This is a genomic window from Variovorax sp. H27-G14 (assembly GCF_046156345.1).
Classification (GTDB): Bacteria; Pseudomonadota; Gammaproteobacteria; order Burkholderiales; family Burkholderiaceae_C; genus Variovorax.
On sequence record NZ_JAYLVN010000012.1, the window covers coordinates 207,846 to 231,561 of the forward strand.

Annotated in this window: 23 protein-coding genes; 14 read left to right on the top strand and 9 right to left on the bottom strand. The window is 67.4% G+C overall.

Annotated elements, in window-relative coordinates:
* Nucleotides 1-208 precede the first annotated feature (208 nt).
* Nucleotides 209-670: a TfoX/Sxy family protein gene (locus VLK31_RS24665; RefSeq protein ID WP_409171091.1), complete on the top strand. Its 462-nt coding sequence runs from the start codon at nt 209-211 to the stop codon at nt 668-670.
* Between the two features lie 233 nt (nt 671-903).
* On the opposite strand, the gene katE is transcribed toward VLK31_RS24665, so the two are convergent.
* Nucleotides 904-3,099, bottom strand: coding sequence for a catalase HPII (katE, locus tag VLK31_RS24670; protein WP_409171092.1), 2,196 nt, complete (start codon nt 3,097-3,099; stop codon nt 904-906).
* A gap of 32 nt (nt 3,100-3,131) precedes the next feature.
* The gene (locus VLK31_RS24675; RefSeq protein WP_409171093.1) at nt 3,132-3,284 is read right to left on the bottom strand and encodes a hypothetical protein; all 153 of its coding nucleotides are present in this window, start codon (nt 3,282-3,284) and stop codon (nt 3,132-3,134) included.
* Nucleotides 3,285-3,611: 327 nt separating this feature from the next.
* Here VLK31_RS24675 and VLK31_RS24680 point away from each other — a divergent pair, with 327 nt between their 5' ends.
* Nucleotides 3,612-4,427: a transglutaminase-like domain-containing protein gene (locus tag VLK31_RS24680; RefSeq protein WP_409171094.1), complete on the top strand. Its 816-nt coding sequence runs from the start codon at nt 3,612-3,614 to the stop codon at nt 4,425-4,427.
* Nucleotides 4,428-4,574: 147 nt separating this feature from the next.
* Here the strand turns inward: VLK31_RS24680 and ligD are convergent, their stop codons facing one another.
* From ligD to VLK31_RS24695, 3 genes are all read right to left on the bottom strand, one after another.
* The gene (gene ligD / locus VLK31_RS24685) at nt 4,575-7,145 is read right to left on the bottom strand and encodes a DNA ligase D (RefSeq protein WP_409171095.1); all 2,571 of its coding nucleotides are present in this window, start codon (nt 7,143-7,145) and stop codon (nt 4,575-4,577) included.
* Nucleotides 7,146-7,160: 15 nt separating this feature from the next.
* On the bottom strand, nt 7,161-8,156 hold the full coding sequence (locus VLK31_RS24690; RefSeq protein WP_409171096.1) for a Ku protein: 996 nt from the start codon (nt 8,154-8,156) through the stop codon (nt 7,161-7,163).
* Nucleotides 8,157-8,219: 63 nt separating this feature from the next.
* Complete coding sequence (locus VLK31_RS24695) at nt 8,220-9,290, bottom strand: succinylglutamate desuccinylase/aspartoacylase family protein (protein ID WP_409171097.1); 1,071 nt, start codon at nt 9,288-9,290, stop codon at nt 8,220-8,222.
* A 175-nt stretch (nt 9,291-9,465) separates the two neighbouring features.
* Between VLK31_RS24695 and VLK31_RS24700 the strand changes: the two genes are divergently transcribed.
* Complete coding sequence (locus tag VLK31_RS24700) at nt 9,466-9,735, top strand: hypothetical protein (protein WP_409171098.1); 270 nt, start codon at nt 9,466-9,468, stop codon at nt 9,733-9,735.
* Between the two features lie 39 nt (nt 9,736-9,774).
* On the opposite strand, the gene rpe is transcribed toward VLK31_RS24700, so the two are convergent.
* Nucleotides 9,775-10,470 carry a ribulose-phosphate 3-epimerase gene (rpe, locus tag VLK31_RS24705; RefSeq protein ID WP_409171099.1) on the bottom strand — a complete coding sequence of 232 codons (696 nt, stop codon included), beginning with the start codon at nt 10,468-10,470 and terminating at the stop codon, nt 9,775-9,777.
* Nucleotides 10,471-10,529: 59 nt separating this feature from the next.
* On the opposite strand from rpe, the gene apaG reads away from it, so the two are divergent.
* From apaG to VLK31_RS24725, 4 genes are all read left to right on the top strand, one after another.
* Nucleotides 10,530-10,925 (top strand): Co2+/Mg2+ efflux protein ApaG, encoded by a 396-nt coding sequence (apaG, locus tag VLK31_RS24710; protein WP_409171100.1) that lies wholly within the window; start codon nt 10,530-10,532, stop codon nt 10,923-10,925.
* 123 nt (nt 10,926-11,048) lie between these two features.
* The gene (locus tag VLK31_RS24715) at nt 11,049-13,040 is read left to right on the top strand and encodes a site-specific recombinase (RefSeq protein WP_409171101.1); all 1,992 of its coding nucleotides are present in this window, start codon (nt 11,049-11,051) and stop codon (nt 13,038-13,040) included.
* On the top strand, nt 13,037-14,308 hold the full coding sequence (locus tag VLK31_RS24720) for a cation:proton antiporter (protein WP_409171102.1): 1,272 nt from the start codon (nt 13,037-13,039) through the stop codon (nt 14,306-14,308). The genes VLK31_RS24715 and VLK31_RS24720 overlap by 4 nt, the downstream gene beginning before the upstream one ends.
* Nucleotides 14,305-15,525, top strand: coding sequence for a YbdK family carboxylate-amine ligase (locus VLK31_RS24725; RefSeq protein ID WP_409171103.1), 1,221 nt, complete (start codon nt 14,305-14,307; stop codon nt 15,523-15,525). Before VLK31_RS24720 ends, VLK31_RS24725 begins: the two co-directional genes overlap by 4 nt.
* Before the next feature lie 42 nt (nt 15,526-15,567).
* On the opposite strand, the gene VLK31_RS24730 is transcribed toward VLK31_RS24725, so the two are convergent.
* Nucleotides 15,568-16,557: a GlxA family transcriptional regulator gene (locus tag VLK31_RS24730; protein WP_409171104.1), complete on the bottom strand. Its 990-nt coding sequence runs from the start codon at nt 16,555-16,557 to the stop codon at nt 15,568-15,570.
* 98 nt (nt 16,558-16,655) lie between these two features.
* On the opposite strand from VLK31_RS24730, the gene VLK31_RS24735 reads away from it, so the two are divergent.
* Nucleotides 16,656-17,282 carry a cysteine hydrolase family protein gene (locus VLK31_RS24735; protein ID WP_409171105.1) on the top strand — a complete coding sequence of 209 codons (627 nt, stop codon included), beginning with the start codon at nt 16,656-16,658 and terminating at the stop codon, nt 17,280-17,282.
* Nucleotides 17,283-17,309: 27 nt separating this feature from the next.
* On the top strand, nt 17,310-18,266 hold the full coding sequence (thiL, locus tag VLK31_RS24740) for a thiamine-phosphate kinase (RefSeq protein WP_409171106.1): 957 nt from the start codon (nt 17,310-17,312) through the stop codon (nt 18,264-18,266).
* A gap of 18 nt (nt 18,267-18,284) precedes the next feature.
* Here the strand turns inward: thiL and VLK31_RS24745 are convergent, their stop codons facing one another.
* On the bottom strand, nt 18,285-18,995 hold the full coding sequence (locus VLK31_RS24745) for a DUF3053 domain-containing protein (RefSeq protein ID WP_409171107.1): 711 nt from the start codon (nt 18,993-18,995) through the stop codon (nt 18,285-18,287).
* Between the two features lie 114 nt (nt 18,996-19,109).
* On the bottom strand, nt 19,110-20,561 hold the full coding sequence (locus tag VLK31_RS24750) for an MFS transporter (RefSeq protein WP_409171108.1): 1,452 nt from the start codon (nt 20,559-20,561) through the stop codon (nt 19,110-19,112).
* Nucleotides 20,562-20,765: 204 nt separating this feature from the next.
* On the opposite strand from VLK31_RS24750, the gene VLK31_RS24755 reads away from it, so the two are divergent.
* From VLK31_RS24755 to VLK31_RS24775, 5 genes are all read left to right on the top strand, one after another.
* On the top strand, nt 20,766-21,293 hold the full coding sequence (locus VLK31_RS24755) for a phosphatidylglycerophosphatase A (RefSeq protein WP_409171109.1): 528 nt from the start codon (nt 20,766-20,768) through the stop codon (nt 21,291-21,293).
* Nucleotides 21,287-21,847 carry a CinA family protein gene (locus VLK31_RS24760; protein ID WP_409171110.1) on the top strand — a complete coding sequence of 187 codons (561 nt, stop codon included), beginning with the start codon at nt 21,287-21,289 and terminating at the stop codon, nt 21,845-21,847. The genes VLK31_RS24755 and VLK31_RS24760 overlap by 7 nt, the downstream gene beginning before the upstream one ends.
* A 28-nt stretch (nt 21,848-21,875) precedes the next feature.
* On the top strand, nt 21,876-22,370 hold the full coding sequence (locus tag VLK31_RS24765) for a nuclear transport factor 2 family protein (RefSeq protein WP_409171111.1): 495 nt from the start codon (nt 21,876-21,878) through the stop codon (nt 22,368-22,370).
* Entirely contained in the window at nt 22,367-22,681 is a 315-nt protein-coding gene (locus VLK31_RS24770) for a GNAT family N-acetyltransferase (RefSeq protein ID WP_409171112.1), read from the top strand. The genes VLK31_RS24765 and VLK31_RS24770 overlap by 4 nt, the downstream gene beginning before the upstream one ends.
* Before the next feature lie 171 nt (nt 22,682-22,852).
* The gene (locus VLK31_RS24775) at nt 22,853-23,608 is read left to right on the top strand and encodes a hypothetical protein (RefSeq protein WP_409171113.1); all 756 of its coding nucleotides are present in this window, start codon (nt 22,853-22,855) and stop codon (nt 23,606-23,608) included.
* Nucleotides 23,609-23,716: the final 108 nt, after the last annotated feature.

Here is a 23,716-nt window from a genome sequence, read left to right on the forward strand (position 1 = left end):
AAATGTTCGCTGGAGAGACATATCCGCCAAGCGTGATCAATTCCGCATGACCTGCTCATCACACTGTTAGCACGCCGCACGGTTGTTAACAGACCTCGCTATTCAGCACCTGCAGTTCGGTTCGAAATGGCGCTCGCCGCTCGGGCCAAGCCGATACCATGCGCCGATGTATCCGTGACCCGATTTTTATGACCACGTTGAAGTCGCCATGCCACGCAGAACCCTCACCGAATACACCCAAGCCAAGGCCCGTCCGCCGGGCGCAGACTTTGCCGATTACTGCTGCGAGTTGATGGCAAGCCTTGGCGACATACAAGCCAAACGCATGTTCCTCGGCTGGGGTTTGAGCGTGAACGACCTCACCGTGGCCGTCATCGCCTGGGACACGCTTTACCTCAAGGCCAATGCCCAGACGCAACCGCACTTTGCGGCTGTGGGCAGCCAGGTGTTCGAACACGAAGCCAACGGCAGAACGAGGCGCATGCAGTACTCCACCGCCCCGGAAGGTGCGCTCGAATCCAGCACCGCGATGCAGCCCTGGGCGGCGCTGGCCATGCAGGCCGCAGTGGCGGCACTCAAGCCGGCCAGAACGACGAGGCGAAGCGCGACGGCCAAAACTGTGGCCGTGGCCGTGACCGTGACCAAGCCACGCCAATCAGGCAAGCGCTGAAGCATTCACCCGAACCTCTTGGCACCACAGTGCCAAGAGGGCGCTCACAGACTTTGCGGCTCCCTGGTTCCACTGAAGGACGAACCCCATGCGGCCCAGCTTCGCCGCGCAGGTGTGGCAAGCGTTCAATGACCTGGGTGTTGCCCTGGCCGCACACTGGGCTCGGCCCGATCGAAGTCGAAGCCGCTGCTGTGCGACCTTGACGGGTCGGGTAGGCAGGCGGCTCCGACCGCTCAGGCCGGCACCGCATCCACATTCGCCCGGTCCCAATGCCGGTGCTTCGCAATCGCAGCGATGAAGTCGCTCGCCACCTGCGCCGCGGCCGTGGTGTCGCCCATGTTGGTGACCGGCGTGGCCGCCACCACCACGCCGGCGGGTGCATCGGCTTGCTGCGTGTCGGCGGCAATGCCCAGCGAGGCCAGCAGCTTCACGCCGTCGCCCACGGTGCAGATGGCCTTGCAATGTTTGTAGGCCTCCAGCACGAAGTGCACCGCATCGCCAATGCCCAGCATTGCCGCAGCGGCCTCACTGCCCGCGGGCACGAGCACTGCGTCGAACATCACCGACGGCGTGTTGGAGAACGTCATGTCGATATCGATCTGCCGCTTGGATGCGCTGGCCACGGTGCCCAGGCGCGGGCCCACCACCTTGCACTGCGCGCCGGCCTGTTCGAGCGCGTCGCGAATCGGCTTGAGCGACGCCGAATCGACACCGTCTGCCACCAGGATCGCGATCTTGCGCGTGCGGATGGAGCCGTCGCCGGTGTCGACCATGCTCAGCGCGGGCGACTCGTCGATGGGCAGCGACATGCGGTGGTCGCGAAAGCCCGCGCGCCCCGCCGCCGCCTTGGCGTCGGGCTCGCCAATGCCCAGCGGCTCGGCCACGCGGCGTGCGAGCTTCTCGTCCACGTGCGCCAGGTTGTCGACCATGCGCTGGCGAATGGCCGGCACCTCGAGCTTGGAGAGCTCGAAGCGGAAGGCCGCAATGATGTGGTCCTTCTCGGCCGCGCTCTGGCTGTTGAAGAACAGGCGGGCCTGCGTGAAGTGGTCGTCGAACGACGGGCTGCGCCGGCGCACCTTGGGCGGGTCGATCTCTTCGGGGAAGGACTGAAAGCCGTTGCTGCCGCCGTCCACCCGAAACTCGGTGCCGCTGCCCAGGGTGTTGGGCTCGTAGGCCACCTGGCCGCGCGCAATGGTCTGGCGGTGCATGCCGTCGCGCTGCATGTTGTGGAACGGGCACACGGCCTTGTTGATGGGCAGTTCGTGAAAGTTGGCACCGCCCAGTCGCGAGATCTGCGTGTCGGTGTACGAGAAAAGTCGCCCCTGCAGCAGCGGGTCGTTGCTGAAGTCGATGCCCGGCACCACGTGGCCCGGGTGAAAGGCCACCTGCTCGGTCTCGGCAAAAAAGTTGTCGGGGTTGCGGTTGAGCACCAGCCGGCCGATCTTCTGCACAGGCACCATTTCTTCAGGGATGAGCTTGGTGGGGTCGAGCAGGTCGAAGCCGAGCGAATGCTCCTTGTCGGCCGGAATCATCTGCACGCCGAGTTCCCATTCGGGGAAGTGGCCATTTTCGATGGCCTCCCACAGGTCGCGGCGGTGAAAGTCGGCGTCCTTGCCGGCGATCTTCTGTGCCTCGTCCCACACCAGGCCGTGCACGCCGAGCTTGGGCTTCCAGTGGAACTTCACGAAGTGGCTTTCGCCGCGGCTGTTGATGAAGCGGAAGGTGTGAACGCCAAAGCCTTCCATCATGCGCAGGCTGCGCGGAATGGCGCGGTCGCTCATGGCCCACATCAGCATGTGGGTGCTCTCGGGCATCAACGAGGCGAAGTCCCAGAAGGTGTCGTGCGCGCTGGCGGCCTGCGGCATCTCGTGGTGCGGCTCGGGCTTGACGGCGTGAATGAGGTCGGGGAACTTCATCGCGTCCTGGATGAAGAACACCGGAATGTTGTTGCCCACCAGGTCGTAGTTGCCTTCGCGGGTGTAGAACTTGACGGCAAAGCCGCGCACGTCACGCACGGTGTCGGCCGAGCCGCGCGAGCCGGCCACGGTGGAGAAGCGCACGAAAACGGGCGTCTTGGCGTCCGGGTCCTGCAAAAAATCTGCGCAGGTGAACTGCGACATCGACTTGTAGACCTGAAAGTAGCCGTGCGCAGCGGAACCGCGCGCATGCACGGCGCGCTCTGGAATTCGCTCGTGGTCGAAGTGCGTGATCTTCTCGCGCAGGATGAAGTCTTCGAGCAGCGTGGGCCCGCGCACACCCGCTTTCAGCGAGTTGTGGTTGTCCGGTATCTGCAGACCCTGGTTGGTGGTGAGGGTCGACGGATGCTCGACGGTGAAGCCCTCGAGCTGCTGCTGCTTGGCGCTGCCGCCATCGCTTGCTTTGGAAGCGCTGGTGCGGCGGCCTGCGGCGGCCTTGTTCTGTGGCGTCATCGTGGACCTGCTGTCTTTCATGGGGAGGGCGCTCAGCCCATTTCGTTGTTGTCGAGGAACATGTCGAGCACATTGACCACGGCCACCAGGCAGATGCAGCCCGCTACCGCGGCCACCGCCCAAACGAGTATTTCGTCGCCCCAAGAGGTGGTGGTGAGCGTGTCGAAAAGCGAAGAAAGCTCCATGATTCCCTCCAAGGAAACAAACAGCGAAACCGGGTTGAAGCCGAGTCGATCGGGGTGGTTGCAAGCGAATTGCAAGGTTATGTTTCGCGCTGTCATCAGGCCGTAGTGACCGCCCTCCCCCGTTTGTGGGAGAAAAGGGGCGCATGCGGTAGGAGCGCACCGACAGCGCACCGCCGCGGCCTACGCGGGGTCGCGCTTCCTGGCCGCAAGGGCTGCACATTCGTCGCATAGCATCGGCGGGGGCGGCATCAATCGTGCTTGTCGTTCCTTGCCAAGCAAGCGCGCCGGCCGCACCCGCCGGGATCCACCCAGGGAAGAAAGACAGCCATGCAGATCAGGATCGGTTTCGACATCGAACTCGGCGTGACCGCCCCCACCGCGTTGATCTACATGCTGCAGGTGCACCCCTCGCGGGCGCACGACCTGCAGGGCGCGGAAAACATCACCATCAGCCCGCCGCTGGTGACCGACCACTATCAGGACAGCTTCGACAACCATTGCGCGCGCGTGCAGATTCCGTACGGCGTGAGCAGCGTGCGCCTGCGCAACCATGCCGTGGTGTACGACACCGGCTGGCCCGACCCGGTGGACCTTGGCGCGCAGGAGCATGCGCCGGCCGACCTGCCGGTATCCACCCTGCCCTTCGTGCTGCCCAGCCGCTATTGCGAGGTCGACAGCGAGCTGCTGCAGTTCGCCTGGGCCAACTTTTTGAACGTGCCGCCGGGCTGGGCGCGCGTGCAGGCCATTTGCGACTTCGTGCACCGGCACCTGCGCTTCGACTACCAGAACGCACGCGCCACGCGCACCGCGCTGGAGGGTTACAGGGAGGGCACGGGCGTGTGCCGCGACTTTGCGCACCTGGCCATCACGCTGTGCCGCTGCATGAACATTCCGGCGCGCTACGTGACGGGCTACCTGGGCGACATCGGCATTCCGCCGGTGCGCTACCCGATGGACTTCAGCGCATGGTTCGAGGTGTACCTGGGCAACCGCTGGCACACCTTCGACGCGCGCCACAACACGCCGCGCATCGGGCGCGTGGTGATTGCACGCGGCCGCGACGCGGCGGACGTGCCGATCACGATGATGTTCGGTGCGAACACGCTGCAGCGTTTTGATGTGACGACGGAAGAGGTGCTGTAGCGGGCTCTGTCTTGCTCCTTCCCCTTCCGGGGGAAGGCTGGGATGGGGGCCAGCGGCCTCTGATCGGCGCAGTGCTTCATCGAAAGCCGCCGAGCCCCCACCCCAACCCTCCCCCGGGAGGGGAGGGAGAGATTTGGGGAAGAGCGGCTATTTGGTGGGCTTATAGCCCAGCAACTTCATCGCCGCAGCCAGCCCCTTTCGGCTGCCCTCCACCGCAGCCCACGGCGTGTTCCCGACCTCGAAGCGCTCCGCCGCATTGCCCACGGTCCATTGCGACGCGCTCGTGAGCTCCGGCAACTCCTCCCACGCCACTGGCACCGACACCCCCAGCCCCGGCCGCGAGCGTGCGGACCACGCAGAAACCGTGGTCGCACCAAAGCCATTGCGCAGGTAGTCCACAAACACTTTCCCCACCCGGTTGCGCGGCCCGCTCTTGGCCACGAAGCGCTGCGGAATGGTCTGCGCCAGGTGCACCACCACGGCCTGCGAAAACCCCTTGACGGTGTCCCAGTCGTACTGCCTGCGCAGCGGCACCACCACATGCAGCCCCTTGCCGCCGCTGGTCTTCAAGAAAGACGGCAGGCCCAGTTCGTCGAGCAGCGTGCGCACCAGCATCGCGGCCTCCTGAATCTGCGGCCACGCCACGCCCTCGCCGGGGTCGAGGTCGAAGGTCATGCGGTCGGGCTTGCCGATGGCGCGCGAGGTTGCGTTCCAGGTGTGCAGCTCGATGACGTTCATCTGCGCGGCCCCCAGCAGCCCGGTCTTGGTGTCGATCTGCAGCAGCGGCTCGTGGCCCGGGTCCAGCGCGGGGTCGAGCAGGCGCACGCCGGGAATCTCGCGGTTCTGCAGGTGCTTCTGAAAGAACAGCTCCCCGCCCACACCCTCGGGCGCGCGCACCAGCGACACGGGCCGCCCGCGCAGGTGCGCCAGCATGAGCGTGGCCGCGCTGTCGTAGTACGCGGCAAGCTCGCCTTTGGTGGTGCCGCTGTGCGTGTCGATCACGCGGTCGGCGTGGCTGATCTTCAGGGCCATGGGCTTCGTTGCTCCTTGCTTGCTGGGCACTGCCGCAGGCTCGCCGGCAGGTTGCGGCCGTTCACGGCGGATGTCGCGCGCGGGCTTGTCGGCGCGCAGGCCCTGAAACACCGAATGGCGCACGCGTTCTTCGCGCGTCCACTCGCCGAACGACACCTCGGCCACCAGCATGGGCTTGACCCATTGGGCCTTCACGCCGACGGGCCTGGGCGCGAACGGGCAGTCGTCGGTCGCCAGCTTGTCGAGCCTGGCCTTGATGTCGGCCAAACGTTTGGCATCGAAACCCGTGCCCACGTTGCCGCAGTAGCGCAGCCGGCCGGTGGCTTCGTCGTGCACGCCCAGCAGCAACGCACCGAAGCCGGCGCGCGTGCCCTTGGGCGCGGTATAGCCGCCAATCACGAACTCCTGCCGCTGCTGGTTCTTCAGTTTGATCCAGTCGGGCGAACGGCGCGACACATAGGGCGAGCCCTTGCGTTTGCCGACGATGCCCTCGAAGCCGATGCGCGCAGACGAGGCCAGCAGGTCGCCCGGTGCCGCGTCGAAGGCCTCGCTCAACCGCAGCGATGCCTTCGACGCGGGCGGCTTCTTGCCCAGCAGTTGCGCCAGCCGCGCGCGGCGCTCTTCCACGGGCGCATCGCGCAGATCTTCACCGTCGAGGAACGGCGCGTCGAACAGCCAGTAGGTGATGGGCGATGTGGCGCCGGTGTCGAAGGCGTTCTGCAGCGCCTGAAAGTCGGGCGCGCCGTTCTCGCCGTCGACGGTGATTTCGCCGTCGAGCCAGGCCGAGTCGGTCGGGAGTTTGGCCAGCGCCTTGGCGAGCGCGGGCAGCTTCGCGGTCCAGTCGTGGCCGTTGCGGGTGAAGCAGCGCACCTTGCCCTTGTCGATGCGCGCCAGCAGCCGGTAGCCGTCGAACTTGAGCTCGTAGAGCCAGTCGCCGGGTGATGCGGGCGGTGCGGCGGCGAGCGTTGCAAGCTGGGGCTGCAGGGTCGCGGGCAGCGCGACTTTGCTGGCGGTCTTCTTGACGACCTTCTTCGCAACTGTCTTTGTTGCGGCCTTCTTTGCCGGCACCTTGGCCGCAGCCTTCCTGGGCGCCTGGCCCACCTCTTCCACGCCAAGCCCCGTGATCACGCTCGCAGGCTGCGCCTGAAGCACGTCGTAGTCGTCGAGCGGGCGTGCCTCGGCGTCGCGCTCCTTGATGAGCAGCCAGGGCTCATGCGACTCGTCGCCCTTGCCGTGCATGCGCACCAGCGTCCAGTGGCCGTGCAGCTTCTCGCCGCGCAGCTCGAACTTGAGCTTGCCCGCCGCCAGCGACTTGCGCGCGTCGCCGTCGGGCAGCCAGTCGCCTCGGTCCCAGACGATCACCGTGCCTGCGCCATATTGCTTGGGCGGAATGGTGCCCTCGAAGCCGGCATAGGAAATCGGGTGGTCCTCCACGTGCACCGCCATGCGTTTCACGCTCGGGTCCAGGCACGGCCCCTTCGGCACGGCCCAGCTCTTGAGCGTGCCGTCGAGCTCGAGCCGAAAGTCGTAGTGCAGATGGCTGGCGTGGTGCTTCTGCACGACGAAGGACAACACGCCCTTGCCACCTTGGCCGCCGGTCTTGGGCTCCGGCGTGCGGGTGAAATCGCGCTTGCCGTGGTAACGCTCCAGCGCCTTGCGCGCGGTCGATGCGGTGCTGCTGGCCATCGCCGATGGCCGGGGTCAGGCGGCGCGGCGCGGCCGGGTGGGCGCCTTGGGCGCGGTCTTGGTCGCCGACTTGACCGCAGCCTTGGCAGCGGGCTTGCGCTTTTTGGCGGCAGGCTTGCGCGCGGGCGCTTCTTCTTCCTCGTCGTCGTCGTCCTCGTCGGCCGCCGCCTTCGGCTTGGCGCCACCCTTGCGCAGGCTGCGCTGAAGCAGCTCGGTCAGGTCGATGATCTTTGCGCCACGGCCCGCGCTGGCCTGACCCTCTTCGGGCTCGGGCTGGGTCACCGTCTCGGTCTGGCCGGCCTTCACCTTCTTGTCGATCAGCCGCAGGATCTCGTCCTTGAACTCGTCCTTGAATTCGTTCGGGTCCCAGTCGGCGCTCATGTCTTCCACCAGCTGCTGCGCCATCTTCAGCTCACGCTCGCTCAGGCCCGCTTTCTTCACGTCTTCGGAGGGCAGCGGCAGGTCGGTCCAGGGGCGAATGTCCGCGCCCCAGCGCAACAGGTTCAGCACCAGCCCCGGACCCACGGGCACCAGCACGGCCAGGTGCTGCTTGGTCTGAATGACGACGCGCGCCACGCCAACGCGCGCGCTGCGCTGCAGGGTCTCGCGCAGCAGGGCGTACACCTTGGCGCCGCGGTTGATGGGCGCCACGTAGTAGGGGCGCTCCAGGTACACGAAGGGGATGCCGTTGGCCGGCACGAAGGTCTCGATCTCGATGGTCTGAGTGGTCTTGGGGTAGGCCGCGGCAATTTCCTTGTCGCTGAGCACCACGTACTCGCCGTCTTCGTACTCCACGCCCTTCACGATCTGCTCGCGCTCGATTTCCTTGCCGGTCTTCTTGTTGATGCGCTTGTAGCCCACCGGGTCCATGGTGCGCTTGTCGAGCCAGTCGAAGTCGATGCCGTGGTCGGTGGTGGCCGAGTAGAGCGCCACCGGAATGTGGACGAGGCCGAAGCTGATGGCGCCCTTCCACAGGACGCGCGGGGCGGGGGATTTTTGTGAGACAGGCATGGACACACTCCTTCAGTCAGGCAATGTGCGCCGGCTATGCGCGGGCGGTGTAGGAACGCGGCCTCAGCCTGCGCCAGCTACTGGCCCGAGCTGCCGCTCACTCGAAGGATCAAAATCCCGACCGAGCTGCCGCTCGCTCGAAGGATCAGAAACCCGACCGAGCTGTCGCTCGCTCGGGTGTGCAAAGTAGAACCACTCCGTCCCCGGCAGCGCCACCGCATTGGGAAACACGATGAAGCCATCGTCCGGCGCGCTCACCAGCGTGCCGTCGTGGCGCATGCCGATGGGCTCGCCGCGGCGCACTTCATCGAAGGTGGCCCAGTCGCGCACGAAGCTGTCGTCCTCGTGCAGGCGGTCGGTCACGCTGGCCAGGCGCAGCAGCTTGGGCTGGCCCGACGCGGCCGCCAAACCGTGCGGCAAGGGCGCCATCCGCAGCAGCGCCAGCGTGCGGCGAATGGCGCGCCACGCCACCTCGGGCGCCTGCGGGTCCAGGTGCTGGCCACATTCGAGCGTGACGCCGTAGCCGCCGCAACTGCGGATGTACTCGTTGGTGCCGCGGCCGAAGTCGAGCGCGGCCTCGTCGGCGGGCGTGCCGCCCGCGCGCTGCGCCAAGCCGGCGGCATAGATGTCGAGCCAGCCCTCCACCACCACGGGGGTGCCGATGTGCAGCCCCAGCTGGCCTTCTTCGTCAGCGCGGGCGAAGGGCTCCAGCGTGCCGGTGTTGTCGCGCGGGCCGATCATGGCAAAGGCCTCGCCCTGGCTCTGGAAGGAGTGCAGGTCGAGCAGCACCTCGTGCCGCGCGATGAGCGGGGCCAGCACGTTGGTGATGCGCGCCTCGTAGTCGGCGGGCGCATCGCTCGGGCGGAACAGCCGGTTCAGGTTGCGTTCGCCCTCGCGCTGCAGGCGGCGGCGCGCGAGCGGGTTGGCCACGGGCACCAGCGTGAGCTCGCCGCGCTGCAGTTGCAGCGCGCCGGACGCCAGCTCGGCCAGCACGCGCTCGATGCCCAGCGTGCCGGAGATTTCATCGCCATGCACCCCGCCCAATACGAGCAGCCGCGGTCCGGGGGTCAGCGAGGCGAAGGTGTGGATGCGCAGGCTGTCGGTGGCGACGCCGGCAAAAGGATCGGAGGACATGCCCGGGATTATTGCGGAGCCCCATGGCCACATGCAAAGGCGCGCTCCCGCTTTCATCGCGTCTGGCGCACGCCTGGCGCCGGTCGAGCGCAGGCCTACAGGGGCCGCCTCGACTGTCCTACCGAGCGGTGGCAGTGGGCGCGGCACGCTCGTGCCAACTGCAAGGAGCACCGCCATGAACACGAAGAACACCACGACCACCAAGACCCAACCGAGCGACCCGGGCAAGCACCCCGACGACGGCAAGACCAAGGTGGCGCAAGACGGCGAAAAGGCCCCGCGCCTGCCGCACGAGCGCGACCAGTCGTCGGACAGCCAGCAGACCCCGGACGGCAAGCCGACCGAGGTGGGCCGCAAGGCGCATGACGACGTGGAGCGCGGCGTGGTCGACACCGACCGCGGGCCGGAAGCTGACCGCGTCTACAACGACAAGGTCAAGCGCTGAGCATGTGCCGCGGTCGATCGCCGACCGCGACACCGTCATTCAGGCGCTGGGAATGCCGGCCAGTTGCTTGCGCATGTCGCCGATGACCGCGCCGTAGTCCTTGGCGTTGAAGATCGCGCTGCCGGCTACGAAGGTGTCGGCACCGGCCGAGGCCACGCGCGCGATGTTGTCGATCTTGATACCGCCGTCCACTTCGAGGCGAATGTCGCGCCCGCTCTGCTCGATGCGCTTGCGCGCCAGTTCGATCTTGCGCAGCGCCGAGTCGATGAAGCTCTGCCCGCCAAACCCGGGGTTCACGCTCATGATCAGAATCAGGTCGATGTCGTCGATGGCCCAGTCCAGCGCCTCCAGGCCCAGGCCGGGGTTGAACACAAGGCCGGCCTTGCAGCCCGCGGCCTTGATGGCCTGGATGCTGCGGTGCGTGTGGGGCGAGGAATCAGGGTGAAAGCTGATGAAGTCGGCGCCGGCCTGCGCGAACGAGGCGGCCAGCGCGTCGACCGGGTGCACCATCAGGTGCACGTCGATCGGCACCGGCGTGCCGTCAGCTTTCTTGGCATAGGGCTTCAGGGCGTGGCAGATCATCGGGCCGAAGGTGAGGTTCGGCACGTAGTGGTTGTCCATCACGTCGAAATGGATCCAGTCGGCGCCGGCCGCAATCACGTCGGTCAGTTCTTGGCCGAGGTGCGCGAAGTCGGCGGACAGGATGGAGGGCGCGATGCGAAACGGGGTGCTCATGCCCCCGATTCTCGCAGCCGATGGAATTCCGACGAAAGGCCTCCGTTACCATGCGCCCCATGTCAAACAGCCCCTTCAGCGTCCAGGTCGAACCGCGCTACCTGGCCGACCAGTCCTCCGCCAAGGACCACATCTACACGTTTTCGTACACTGTGACCGTCACCAACACCGGCTCGGTGGCGGCCCAGCTGATTGCCCGACACTGGCTCATCAACGACGCCTCGGGCCATCCGCAGGAGGTCAAGGGCCTGGGCGTGATCGGCCAGCAGCCACTGCTGGCGCCCGGCGAATCCTTCCGTTACACGAGCGGCTGCCGCCTGCAGGCGCCAAGTGGCACCATGCACGGCAGCTACCTGGTGGTGACCGAGGAAGGCGAGCGCTTCGACGTGACCATTCCCATGTTCGTGCTCGAAGCCGACGTGGGCGGCGCCCCCATCTCACGCGTTCTTCACTAACCAGCACCGCCCCACGGCTTCGCGCACGGCGCGCAGCCTGTCCTTCGCCCTCGCCGGGGGCGGCACCGGCGGCCCGGCAAAGCCGGCTTTCGCGGTGTTCAACGCACAGATCCACTCACACCCATGGCTGCCGCTTCGCGCGACCTGCAGGGGCTGCTTGCCGGCCTCGACCCGAAGGCCGATGTGGCGCAGCGCCACATCTGGCTGATCAACCTCTTCGACTGGCTGCGCGGCGATCGCGCCTCGCCCCAGGCGGCCATGGGCCGCGTGCAACTGCTGCTCGACGCCATCGAGGCGCGCCCGGAGCTGCGCGAGCGCCTGCGCGCCTGGTGGCGCGCCTTCACGCAAACGGTCGACCTGACCACGCTGCTGGCCGACTACGGCTTTGCGCCGCGCACCGCCTTTGCCAGCGAGCTGGCCGAACGGCTGCGCCGCAAGATCCTGCCGGGCACGCCCGAGACCACCGACGCGTCCGACCTGTTTCGCATGGTGCTGCCCGGCGTGTTCGACGCGGGCTGGATCGCGCTGCTCGACGAAACGCAGCTCGCGCGCATTGGCGCGCTGCTGGCCGACGCGGCGCTGGACGACGACGGCGCGCCGCGCTGGCGCCACACGGTGATGGACGCGGTGACCTACTGCGCCAGCCAAGTGGTGGCGGCCGGCTTTTCGCCGGAGCTGCGCCTGCGCATCAGCGCCGAGCACCACGAAACCCGCCCCTTCCACGGGCTGATGGCCGACCTGGACGAACTGCGCGAGCAGATGTTCGAGCAGCCGCCCGAACGCGACCCCGAGCAGGCCGAAGCCGCCCTGCAGACCGCCTTCGTGGCTTTTCGCGACCGGCTCGACGCCTGCCGCGCCAGTGCCTCCTCGGTCTACACGCACCTGGAAGACAACGGCATCTCGGTGGGCTTGGTGTTTCGCCTGCGCCAGTTGCGCGAACGCGTGCTGCGCATCCGCGAACTGCTCGACTGCCTGATGTCGCCCGTGCCCGCGCCCAGCGTGGCGCGGCTCATCGGCAAGCTGGTGCTGGCCGGCGGCGAGCGCAACAGCATCCGCGCGCTGATTGCCTCCAACTCGTCGATGCTGGCCGCCAAGGTGACCGAGCGCAGCGCCGAGACCGGCGAGCACTACATCACCCGCGACCGTGCCAGCTATGCGCGCATGGTGAAGAAAGCCGCCGGCGGCGGCGCGCTCACCTCGCTCACCGTGCTGCTGAAGTTCGGCATCTATGCGCTGGGGCTGTCGGCCTTCTGGAGCGGTCTCACCGCCGGTCTCATGTATGCGGCCAGCTTCGTGGCGATTCAGCTGCTGCACCTCACGCTGGCCACCAAGCAACCCGCCATGACGGCGCCGGCGCTGGCGGCGCGGCTGCGCGACATCAAGTCCGACGGCGCGGTGGGCGACTTTGTCGACGAGGTCGCCAATCTGGTGCGCTCTCAGGTGGCGGCCGTGCTGGGCAACGTGCTGGTGGTGGTGCCGGCGATGCTGGGCGTGGCCCTGCTGGTACAGCAGGCGCTGGGGCACCCGCTGCTGGACGCGGCGCATGCCGCAGCCACGCTGAACTCGCTGTCTTTGCTCGGCCCCACCGCTCTTTACGCGGCAATGACCGGCATCCTGCTGTTTTCGGCGAGCATCATCGCCGGATGGACAGAAAACGCCTTTGTCCTGCATCGCCTGGACTCCGCCATGCGTTACAACCCCCGCATCGGCGCTTTTCTGGGTGCCGCCCGGGCTCGACGCTGGGCCGACTTCATGCGCACGCACATCTCAGGCTTCGCCTCCAACATCTCGCTCGGTCTCATGCTCGGACTGCTGCCCGCGTTCGCGGGTTTCTTCGGGCTAGGGCTGGACGTGCGGCACGTGACACTGTCGGCCGGGCAGATTGCCGCGGCTGCAGCCTCCACCGGCCTTGCGGTGCTGCACCAGCCCGCCCTGTGGTGGGCGGTGGCGGCCATTCCGGTCATCGGCGCGCTCAATGTGAGCGTGAGTTTCTATTTCGCTTTCCGGCTGGCGCTGCGCGCGCACAGCGTGAGCCTTGGTGACCGCGCCCGCATCCGCAGCGCGATCTGGGCACGCTGGCGCAGCCGGCCGGTGAGCTTCTTCCTACCTGCATGAACCTCACGAGCTTCTTCAACGATCTGCTGGGCTTCTGGTCCGAATGGGTGCGCCCTTCGGCCGGCCTGCCCACCATTCTTTGGTCACTGCTGCTGGCAGCGGCCGCGGCCTCCGGCCACCTGGTGCAACGCTATCTGGGCCTGCCCAAGGTCATCGGCTATTCGCTGGTGGGCGCGGTGGTTGGCTTTGCCGGCTTCGAGGGCGCAATCTGGCCGCTGCGCGGCATCAGCCTCTTTCTGCTGGAGCTGGGCGTGGCCGTGGTGTTGTTCGAGGCCGGCGGCCGGCTGCCGCTGCGCTGGTTCCGCCACAACCCGATGGTGCTGGTGCAGAGCCTGCTCGAAGCCACGCTGACCTACTTCGGCGTGTACTGGGTGCTCACGCTGCTGGGCCTGCCGGAGCCGGTGGCCAACCCCATCGCGCTGATGGCCATCGTCGCCTCGCCGGCGGTGCTGAGCCGCGTGATCATCGACACCCGCGCCGCGGGCCCGGTGACCGAGCGCGCCATGACGCTGGCCACGCTCAACACCTTCTATGCGCTGGCACTGGGCTATGCGCAGGCCGGCCTGATCGAGCGCGCGCCGCAAACGCTGCTGCAAAAGCTCTACCCTGTGGGCGTGGTGCTGGGCCTGTCTTTTGTGGTGGGCGCCATCATGGCGCTGGCGCTGCGCTCGGCCTTGCGCGTGATGAGCCCGACCAGCGAGAACACCTCCATCCTGCTGCTGGCCATCATTGCGGCAGGCGCCGCGCTCACCGCGCACATCGGCGGCTCGGCGCCGCTGGCAGCGCTCATCGGCGGGCTGCTGCTGAAGGCACTCAACCCCAAGCCCTGGGCCTGGCAGCGCCAGCTGGGCACAGCGGCGTCATTGCTCACCATGCTGATGTTCGTGCTGGTGTCGATCGTGGCGGCGCAGGCCGACTGGACCTTGCCGGTGGCCAGCGTGGTGCTGGCCGTGATTGGCGTGCGCCTGCTCACCAAGATTGCCGGCGTGGCCATTGCCAACCCGGGCAGCGGCGCCAGCTGGAAGCAGGCCTTCTGGGTCGGCTGCGCGATGTCGCCGCTGTCGTCCATTGCGCTGCTCATCGCCTCCAATTTCGCCACCGCCTCGCCGCTGCTGGGCACAATGATCACGCAGGTTGCGCTGCCCTCCATCCTGTTGATGGAAGTGGTGGGCGCGGTGCTGGCGACGGTGGCCATTCATGCGGTGGGCGAGAGTTCGGTGCCCTGGGCGCCCCAGGCCTTCAGCACCACCGAGGACACGCAGCGATGAGCACCGCCACCAACCACCCCGGCAGCACCCCTTTAGACCCCGACAGCGACGACGTTCGCTCGGCCCCGCTGCCGCGCGACCCCGAAAGCCGCACCGTCAAGCTCGAGCCCTTCAACAAGTCCGAGGCGCTGTCGCTGGGCGTGGAGCTGGAGCTGCAGCTCGTCAACACGCACGACTACGACCTGGCCCCCTACGCCGAGGACATGCTGCGCCTCATGGCGCAGACCCCCCTGCCAGGCAGCGTGGTGCCGGAGATGACCTCGAGCATGATCGAGATCTCCACCGACATCTGCCACTCGGCGCAGGACGTCATCACACAGCTCTCGCCCATTCGTGAGGCGCTGATCCGCAATGCCGACAAGCTCAACATCGCGGTGGTGGGCGGCGGCACGCATGCGTTTCAGCAGTGGCACGAGCGGCGCATCTACGACAAACCGCGCTTTCGCGAGCTGTCGGAGCTGTACGGCTACCTGAGCAAGCAGTTCACCATCTTCGGCCAGCATGTGCACATCGGCTGCCCCGACGCCGACGCGGCGCTGCTCATGCTGCACCGCATGTCGCGCTACATCCCGCACTTCATTGCGCTGTCGGCGTCCTCGCCTTTCGTGCAGGGGCAGGACACGCAGTTCGACTCGGCGCGGCTGAACTCGGTGTTCGCATTTCCGCTGTCGGGCCGCGCGCCGTTCACGCTGAGCTGGAAGGAGTTCGAGGCCTACTTCGAGCGCATGACCCGCACCGGCGTCGTGCGCAGCATGAAAGACTTCTACTGGGACATTCGCCCCAAGCCCGAGTTCGGCACCATCGAGATTCGCGTGTTCGACACGCCGCTCACCGTGGAGCGCGCCGCCGCGCTGGCGGGCTACGTGCAGTCGCTGGCTGCATGGTTCCTGCAGGAGCAGCCTTTCGAGCCGTGCGAGGACGACTACCTTGTGTACACCTACAACCGCTTTCAGGCCTGCCGCTTCGGGCTGGACGCGGTGTACGTCGACCCGGCCACCGGCCAGCACATGCCGCTGCGCGAGCACATCCTGATGACGATGACGCAGCTCGAATGGCACAGCGAGGCGCTCAACGCCACGCAGGCCCTGGGCGAACTGCGCACCAGCGTGGAAGCCAACCGCAACGATGCGCGCTGGCTGCGCGAGAAGCAGGGCAAGGAGCGGCTGCTGGCGGAAGTGGTGCGGCAGGCGGCGTTGAGATTTCGCGGGCAGGCTTGAGTTTTTCCGCGCGCCCTGCGCGCTTCAGGTGCCTTTCACGCTTCATGCGGCGGCGGCATCCTGCGAGAACTGTCTGCGATACGCCGTGGGCGACACCTTGAACGCCCCGACGAAGTGCTTGCGCAGCGACACCGCCGAGCCAAAGCCGGCGTCGGTGGCCACGCGCTCCACCGTGCGCCCGGTGGTCTCGAGCAGGCGCTGCGCCAGTGCCAGGCGCTGGTTCTGCAGCCACTGCCCGACCGTGGTGCCCGTCGACTCGCGAAAGCGCCGCGTGAAGGTGCGCCGGCTCATCAGCGCGCGCCGGGCCAGGCCGTCCAGTTCATGCGGGCTGTGCAGGTGGCGGCCCAGCCAGTCCAGCAGCGGCGCAAGGCGGTCCTGCTCGGCGGCGGCCGGCATCGGCTGCTGGATGTACTGCGCCTGCCCGCCCTGCCGGTGCGGCGCGACCACCATGCGCCGCGCGGCGCGGTTCGCCGTCTCGGCACCGTAGCGCACGCGCAGCAGGTGCAGGCAGCAGTCGATGCCCGCGGCCGTGCCGGCGGAGGTGAGCACATCGCCGTCGTCCACGTACAGCACCTCGGGCTGCAGCGTGACCTGCGGATACTGCCTGGCGAAGGCCGCGGCCAGGTTCCAGTGCGTCGTGGCTGGGCGCCCGTCGAGCAGGCCCGCCTCGGCCAGCACGAAGGCGCCCAGGCACAGCCCGACCACGGTGGCGCCGCGACGGTGCGCCGACTGCAACGCCCGAATCAGCGCGGGCGGCGCCGGCCGGCCATCGTCGCACCACGAGGGCACCACCACGATCTGCGCGCGGCGGATCGCCTCCAGCCCGTGCGACACACCCAGCGTGAAGCCCGCGTTGGTCTGCAGCGGGCCAGGCTCGCTGGCGCACACGCGCACACGAAAGCGCGGCGCGCCCGTCTCGGTGCGGTCTTCGCCGAACACCATGCAGGGCACGGAAAGATGAAAGGGGCTGATGCCGTCGAACGCGACGACCGCAATGGTTTCGACAGCGTTTTGAGCGGAGGTGCGGCGCATGGCCCGATCTTATCGATGAATGGCTATCGGGCCACTTTCAGCCAGGCGCCTTGCAGCGAAGAATCGGGCCATCGCCCACACACCCCAGGAGCCAGAACATGACACACCCCGCACCGCGCCGCGCCCTCGTCGTGATCGACGTGCAGAACGAATACTTCGAAGGCGGCGGCCTGCCGATCGAGTACCCGCCCGTCCAGAGCTCGCTGCCGAAGATCACGCAGGCCATGGACGCCGCCCGCGCCGCGGGCACCCCGGTGGTGGTGGTGCGCCACCACGCGCCCAAGGGCGCGCCGGTGTTCCAGGCCGATGCCCACAACGGGCAATTGCACCCGGAGATTGCGAAGCGCCCGCACGACCACCTCGTCACCAAGAGCTTGCCCAGCGTGTTCGCCGGCACCGACTTCGCCGAATGGATTGAGCGCCACCAGATCGACACGCTCAGCGTGGCCGGCTACATGACCCAGAACTGCGACGCCTCCACCGTGTACGAGGCCATGCACCGCGGGCTGAACGTGGAGTTTCTGTCGGACGCCACCGGCGCGCTGCCGTATGCCAACGCGGCGGGCCGCGTCAACGCGGAAGAGATCCACCGCGTCTTCAGCGTCGTGTTCCACAGCAACTTTGCCGCGGTGGTAACCACCGAGGCCTGGATCGCGGCGCTGCAGGCCGGACAGGCGCTGGAGAAGGACAACGTGCTCATGTCCAACCGCCGCGCGCGGGGCTGAGCCGGCACCGCTTATGCTCTCACCCCCATGGGTGAATTCGACCTGATCACACGCTACTTCAAGCGCCCCGCCACGCGCTCCCCGCTGGGCGTGGGCGACGACTGCGCACTGCTCGCGCCCGCCCCCGGCATGCAGCTGGCCGTCTCGTCCGACATGCTGGTGGAGGGGCGGCATTTTCTCTCGACCGTGGAACCCGCGCGGCTCGGCCACAAGGCGCTGGCGGTGAACCTCAGCGACCTGGCCGCCTGCGGCGCAAAGCCGCTGGCCTTCACGCTGGCGCTGGCGTTGCCGGGCGTGGACGAGCCCTGGCTCGAAGGCTTCTCGCGCGGCCTGTTCGCGCTGGCCGACGCGCACGGCTGCGAACTGGTGGGCGGGGACACCACGCGCGGCCCGCTCAACATCTGCATCACCGTGTTCGGCGAAGTGCCGGCCGGCGCGGCGCTGCTGCGCTCGGGCGCGCAGGCGGGCGACGACATCTGGGTGAGCGGCACGCTGGGCGATGCACGGCTGGCGCTGGAGGTGTTTCGCGGCACGATCGCGCTGTCGGCCGAGGCCTTCGAGTCGGCCCGCCTGCGCATGGAACAACCCACGCCGCGCGTGGCGCTGGGGCAGGCGCTGCGCGGCATTGCCACGTCGGCGGTGGATGTGAGCGACGGGCTGATCGGCGACCTGGGTCACATCCTCGCGTCGAGCCAGGTCGGCGCCACGCTGGACGCGGACGCCGCCACCGCGTTGATCTCGGCCGAGGCACCCGGCCTGCGCACCGAGCTGCTGCGCACCTGTGCGCTGTCGGGCGGGGACGACTACGAGCTGGTCTTCACCGCGCCGCCGTCAGCGCGCGACGCGGTCGCGCAGGCCGGCCTGAAGAGCGCCACGCGCGTCACGCGCATCGGCCGCGCCGAGGCCGATGCCGGCCTGCGCATCGTCGATGCCGCCGGCGCGCCGGTGGCTCAACGCTTCGGCTCGTTCGACCACTTCGTCTGACGCGTTGCGGCGCTCCGTTCAGGAGCCTCGCACCATGGCCTGCATCTTTCGCTGTGCCGCATTGATGGCGCTCGACTGGCCGTTCAGCTGCTGCAGCATCTTGTTGAACTCGGCCTGTACCACCGGGTCGGTCACGCTGACGGTGCTGCCCGAGATCTGGATCTTCGACTTGTTCTGTTCGATGTAATTGCCGATGGCCAGCGCGCTGTCGAACACGGCGTCCAGCGCGGGGAACACCTCCTTGAAGGTGGCCGAGGGTGCCGTCACGGTCTTCTCGTAGGCCTTGTCGTAGACCTGCTTCAGGTCGTCGGGCTGCTTGAGCTGCGCGTGCGCGGCGTCGGCCTTGGCGGTCTGCTGGTCGAGCGCGGTGCGCAGGCCGGCCAGGCCGTCCTTGGCGGACTTGATGTCGTCGCGGCGCGAGACCAGGTCGCCGATGGAGCGCAACCCGCCCTTGGCCATGATCTGCGTCATGGGCTGGCTCACCGACTGGTTCATGCCTTCGTTGAAATCGGTGATCACCGCGTAGTGCTGCGCGTAGTCGCCGAAGGAGGCCTTCTCTTCCGCGGTGGGCTTGGGCACATGGATGCCGGGCTTGTCGAGCACGCGGGTCTGGAGGTAGGTGGTGAAGGCCTTGCGCTGCTCGGCCTCCTTGTTGCCGCAGGCCACCAGCGCGAAGCTGAAGGCCAAGAGGAGCGACAGGGCCCCGAAACGTTGAACGAAATTTCTCATGAGCCAAGGCCCTCCCGCATGTTGTGAATGCGAAAAATTATAGGGAGCGCCTTGTGGCATCGATGCAGGCGAGCGCCGCGACCTGGCGGCTGCGGCCGGCCTTCGTTTGTCTTCTCACTTGCCGCGGCGGGCCACGGCGCGGTACGCCAGCCACACCGCCACCGCCGGGGCCAGCGTGAAGCTTGCGAACAGCCAGACGGCCGCCGAGCGCGCGCCCTCCACGCCGCCCGGCGTGGTGAGCCCCGCGGCGTTCGCCACCAGGCCCGCCACCGCGGCGCCCACGGCCATGCCGTAGAGCTGCACGGTGGTGATCGAGGCAGAGGCCAGGCCCTCTTCGCCCTTGGGTGCCAGCGACATCACGCGCGTCAGCAGGTGCGGCCAGCCGATACCCACGCCCAGCCCCACGGCCGCGAGCGCAATGGCGACCAGCACCGTCTCGGCGCCCGCGCCAAGGTGGCCTGGCGACGGCAGCAACAGCGCGAGCGCCACGAGCCCCAGCGTGCAGATCACCGGCCCGGCGCGCAGCATGCGGTCGGCGCCCGCGCCGCTGCGGCCCGACGACGTGAGCGAGCCCGCGCTCCAGCCGCCGGCCATCGCCGCCGTGAGGTAACCGGCCGCCAGCGGCGAGTGGCCGTGCAGCAGCTGCAAGAAGTACGGCACGAAGATTTCGGTGGTGGTGCCGATCAGCAGCAGCGCCACGCTGGCGTAGATGGCACCCAGCGGCGCGCTCATCGAATAGGCGCCGCTCGGCAGCACGCGCACGGTGGCGCGGGCGTCGATGCGCGTGGCGGCAAAGCCGATGCCCAGGCCCGCCAGCACGCCCACGGCCTGCCACGCCAAGCTGGCCACCAGCCCGCTGGCCGCTATCACCAGCACCGAGGCCGCGAGCAGGCCGATCTGCACGCCGGGCACGCGCGGCAAGGTGGCGGGCCGCTGGTGCGTCACGCCTGCGGAGGGGCGCAGTTGCACCAGCACCAGCAGCGCCTGCGCGGCGGCCACCGGCAGCAGGAACCAGAAAGCCCAGCGCCAGTGCCCGGCCTGCGCGAACAACCCGCCCACGGCCGGCCCGCACAGCGTGGCGACGCCCCACATGCCCGACACCAGCGCCACCGCGCGCGGCCACAGCCGCTGTTCGAACACCAGCTGAATCAGCCCGTAGCTCAGCGCCGCGAGCAGCCCGCCGCCCAGCCCCTGCACCGTGCGGCCGGCGAGCATCCAGGGCATGGCCGACGCCATCGCGCAGCCGACCGAGCCGGCGCTGAACACCGCCAGCGCGGCCAGGCAGGCGCCGCGCGGGCCGAGCACCGCGAGCAGCCGCACCGACAGCGTGGCGCCAAGGATCGAGCCGACGACGAAGAGCGTGGTGCTCCACGCATACCAGTCGAGCCCGCCAATCTCGCGCACCACCGACGGCAGCACCGTGGTCACGATGTGCACGTTGACGGCATGCAGCGCCACGCCACCCGTCAGCGCGAGCGCGCGCCAGCCGTTGCGCCCGCTGAAGAGTTCGCCCCATGCGGCGGTGGGAGGTGGTGCAGAAGACAAGTCGGCAAAAGAAGTGGACATGACGGAATGGGAAGCTCGAAAAACAAGCCCGGATACTAGGCGGCGGGCCTCAATTAAACAAGCTATTGCTTTGATAAATAAAATGACCCCCGCACCGCCCCCTGCCGCCGCTGCCGCAGATGCGCGACACTCCTGCCCCTGATGCACGCTGCTTCTCCCTCCTCTCCTTCTTCTCCACCATCTCCACCCTCCGCTTCCGGCGCCATGCCCCAACCCTCGATGCGCCGCCCCACGCTGCGCTTTCTGCTCTCGCATCCCGCGCACCTCATCGCGCTGGGCTTCGGCTCGGGCATGCCGCGCTTTGCGCCCGGCACGGTGGGCACGCTGTGGGCCTGGGCGGCCTTCGTGGTAATGCAGATGTGGTTCACGCCGGCCACCATCGGCTGGATCATCCTGGCCTCGCTGCCCATCGGCTGGTGGGCCTGCACCGTGACCGCGCGCGACATGAACGTGGCCGACCCCGGCGCCGTGGTGTGGGACGAGGTGGTGGCCTTCTGGATCGTGCTCTGGCTGGTCACACCGGCCGGGCTGCTGGCGCAGACCATCGCGTTTGCGCTGTTCCGTTATTTCGATGCCGCCAAGCCCGGCCCGGTGGCCTGGGCCGACGCGCTGTTCAAGCAACGCGACGCCGCGCAGATGCGCTGGTGGCACGCGGGCTTCGGCATCATCCTCGACGACCTGGTGGCAGCCTTCTGCACGCTGCTGGTCATTGCGCTGTGGCGCGCATGGTGAACCCGATGGATTCTTCTTCCCCGATGTCGACCGCACCCTCGGCCCCCTCTTCACCTTCGGCCCCGGCCGACCTCGACACGCCCGAGCTCGTGCTCACGCTGGCCGGCCTGCTGCAAGCCAGGGGCTGGATGCTGGCCACCGCCGAAAGCTGCACGGGCGGGCTGATCGGCGCGGCCTGCACCGAGGTGGCGGGCTCCAGCGCGTGGTTCGAGCGCGGCTTCATCACCTACTCGAACGAAGCCAAGACCGAGCTGCTGGGCGTGGATGCGGCGGTCATCGCGGCGCACGGCGCGGTCAGCGAGCCGGTGGCGCGCGCCATGGCCACGGGTGCCGTTGCGCGCTCGGCGCCGGCGCGCGTGGCGCTGGCCGTGACCGGCGTGGCGGGCCCGACCGGTGGCACGCCCGACAAGCCGGTGGGCACGGTGTGGTTCGGCTGGTCGGTCGATGGCGCCGTGCGCACCGAGCGCCGCCGCTTCGACGGCGACCGCGCCACGGTGCGCGCGGCCACCGTGCTGCACGCGCTGCACACGCTGGTCGAGCTGCTCGGCCGCTGACCCGAATTTTCACAACCCCAGAGGCCCCATGACCGCAGCCACCAATGCCCAGACCATCGAGCGCTTCTACAGCGCCTTCGCCAAGCTCGACGCCGCCACCATGCAGGCCTGCTATGCCAGCGACGCCCAGTTCGACGACGAAGCCTTCTCGCTGCGCGGGCGGCGCGAGGTGGGTGGCATGTGGCGCATGCTGGCTTCTGCCACGCAGGCCAAGGGCGCGGACGTGTGGCGCCTGAGCTGGCGCGACGTGAAGGCCGACGACACCACCGGCAGCGCCCACTGGGACGCGCACTACCGCTTCAGCGCCACCGGGCGCCTGGTGGACAACAGCGTGGACGCGCGCTTCACCTTCACGCCCGACGGCCTCATTGCCACGCACCACGACAGCTTTGCGTTCTGGACCTGGTCGCGCCAGGCGCTGGGCACGCCCGGCCTGCTGCTGGGCTGGACGCCGATGCTGCGCAAGAAGGTGCGCGCCACCGCCGCGGGCAATCTTTCCAACTACCTCGCACGCCAGCCATGAGCACCATCGACCTCGCCTTTTCCAACCAGGAAGCCCAGCACCGCTACGAGGCCGCGCTGGACGGCAAGCTCGCGGCCTATGCCGAGTACAACCTGCTGACCGACGCCATCATGTTCACGCACACCGAGGTGCTGCCGGCATACGAAGGCAAGGGCGTGGGATCGGGCATCGCCAGGCATGTGCTGGACGAAGCCCGCGCCAAGGGGCTGCATGTGATTCCGGTGTGCCAGTTCATCGCGGGCTACATCCGCAAGCACCGCGAGTACGTGGACCTGGTGCGGCCCGATATTCAGCGCGCGTTCAAGATCTGACGGTGTCGGCCTTCGGCGACCGAGGGAGGCATTCCGACGGACTTCTTCGGATTGAAATTTTTAGCAGCAGGGTAGTGAACCTGCGGTTTCTCGACGACTAAAGCTTGTACAGCACACCGTAGCGCTGGTCTGCGAGACTTCTCTGTCATCACAAAACAGAGGAGCTAGTAAATGAAGCGGGCACCGGATCAAGCAGAAAAACCCAGTGTTTTTCTAACCAGTCAAGCCACCCCAATCAACCCTAGAACGGCATGGGTTGGATTCGGCCCCGTTCTATCAATAGCTTCACTGATAACAATCATTTTGGCCTCCCTGGGCTATGGCGTTTCGCTCTCGGTTGAATCCGAATTCGGACTCCCTCATGCGAGTGTGTTCACGTCGGCTTTTGATCTCATCGATCTTTCGAGCGTGGCAATCATGACGTTACTCAACGCGGCGATGACTGACCTTTGGAGCATCGCTGGCCTTTTACATATCGCGTCACGATTTGGGATGGTGGCGCTAATCCTTTGCTTTGTGTGGATCGTGCTTTTTCTCTTGATTCGTGTCAGGAAATGGCCGTCCCAAAAATTTGCAATGCCGCGTCGGGAAAAAACTTGGTTTAGGACACCGACACGTGACGACTCACACCTACAACTATTGCAGTCCTTAGTTTGGCCAGCGATCGCCGCATTGAGTGGATTTGCGTCGACGTGGATTGCTTGCGTCGTGCTTCTTGCGATCCCAGTCGCTTTGGCGATACTGCCGTCGATCGGGCATGAACTGGGGCGTGCTCACTTTAAAAAGTGGGTCATTGGCGCTCAAATTTGCACTCCATTAAGAACGCGTGATACACGTCAACGGTCGAAGCAAAAAACCCAGGAACCGCTCAGAGCGGTGGACTGTGTAGCTTTATCAAAGGATGGGAAGACGCTAGGGAACGTCTGATCAAGTCCACCGATTGCCGACCTGAACGTTGATCACCCAGCTGAAGGAGAGCCAACGATGAGCCAGATCAGTTTTTCGGATGCCGAGCATGCAGGCAAGAGAAAGAAG

Excerpts from the sequence above, each read along its gene's own strand:
- VLK31_RS24665 (WP_409171091.1), top strand. The coding sequence starts at position 209 with ATGCCACGCAGAACCCTCACCGAATACACCCAAGCCAAGGCCCGTCCG.
- katE (WP_409171092.1), bottom strand. The coding sequence starts at position 3,099 with ATGACGCCACAGAACAAGGCCGCCGCAGGCCGCCGCACCAGCGCTTCC.
- VLK31_RS24675 (WP_409171093.1), bottom strand. The coding sequence starts at position 3,284 with ATGGAGCTTTCTTCGCTTTTCGACACGCTCACCACCACCTCTTGGGGC.
- VLK31_RS24680 (WP_409171094.1), top strand. The coding sequence starts at position 3,612 with ATGCAGATCAGGATCGGTTTCGACATCGAACTCGGCGTGACCGCCCCC.
- ligD (WP_409171095.1), bottom strand. The coding sequence starts at position 7,145 with ATGGCCAGCAGCACCGCATCGACCGCGCGCAAGGCGCTGGAGCGTTAC.
- VLK31_RS24690 (WP_409171096.1), bottom strand. The coding sequence starts at position 8,156 with ATGCCTGTCTCACAAAAATCCCCCGCCCCGCGCGTCCTGTGGAAGGGC.
- VLK31_RS24695 (WP_409171097.1), bottom strand. The coding sequence starts at position 9,290 with ATGTCCTCCGATCCTTTTGCCGGCGTCGCCACCGACAGCCTGCGCATC.
- VLK31_RS24700 (WP_409171098.1), top strand. The coding sequence starts at position 9,466 with ATGAACACGAAGAACACCACGACCACCAAGACCCAACCGAGCGACCCG.
- rpe (WP_409171099.1), bottom strand. The coding sequence starts at position 10,470 with ATGAGCACCCCGTTTCGCATCGCGCCCTCCATCCTGTCCGCCGACTTC.
- apaG (WP_409171100.1), top strand. The coding sequence starts at position 10,530 with ATGTCAAACAGCCCCTTCAGCGTCCAGGTCGAACCGCGCTACCTGGCC.
- VLK31_RS24715 (WP_409171101.1), top strand. The coding sequence starts at position 11,049 with ATGGCTGCCGCTTCGCGCGACCTGCAGGGGCTGCTTGCCGGCCTCGAC.
- VLK31_RS24720 (WP_409171102.1), top strand. The coding sequence starts at position 13,037 with ATGAACCTCACGAGCTTCTTCAACGATCTGCTGGGCTTCTGGTCCGAA.
- VLK31_RS24725 (WP_409171103.1), top strand. The coding sequence starts at position 14,305 with ATGAGCACCGCCACCAACCACCCCGGCAGCACCCCTTTAGACCCCGAC.
- VLK31_RS24730 (WP_409171104.1), bottom strand. The coding sequence starts at position 16,557 with ATGCGCCGCACCTCCGCTCAAAACGCTGTCGAAACCATTGCGGTCGTC.
- VLK31_RS24735 (WP_409171105.1), top strand. The coding sequence starts at position 16,656 with ATGACACACCCCGCACCGCGCCGCGCCCTCGTCGTGATCGACGTGCAG.
- thiL (WP_409171106.1), top strand. The coding sequence starts at position 17,310 with ATGGGTGAATTCGACCTGATCACACGCTACTTCAAGCGCCCCGCCACG.
- VLK31_RS24745 (WP_409171107.1), bottom strand. The coding sequence starts at position 18,995 with ATGAGAAATTTCGTTCAACGTTTCGGGGCCCTGTCGCTCCTCTTGGCC.
- VLK31_RS24750 (WP_409171108.1), bottom strand. The coding sequence starts at position 20,561 with ATGTCCACTTCTTTTGCCGACTTGTCTTCTGCACCACCTCCCACCGCC.
- VLK31_RS24755 (WP_409171109.1), top strand. The coding sequence starts at position 20,766 with ATGCCCCAACCCTCGATGCGCCGCCCCACGCTGCGCTTTCTGCTCTCG.
- VLK31_RS24760 (WP_409171110.1), top strand. The coding sequence starts at position 21,287 with ATGGTGAACCCGATGGATTCTTCTTCCCCGATGTCGACCGCACCCTCG.
- VLK31_RS24765 (WP_409171111.1), top strand. The coding sequence starts at position 21,876 with ATGACCGCAGCCACCAATGCCCAGACCATCGAGCGCTTCTACAGCGCC.
- VLK31_RS24770 (WP_409171112.1), top strand. The coding sequence starts at position 22,367 with ATGAGCACCATCGACCTCGCCTTTTCCAACCAGGAAGCCCAGCACCGC.
- VLK31_RS24775 (WP_409171113.1), top strand. The coding sequence starts at position 22,853 with ATGAAGCGGGCACCGGATCAAGCAGAAAAACCCAGTGTTTTTCTAACC.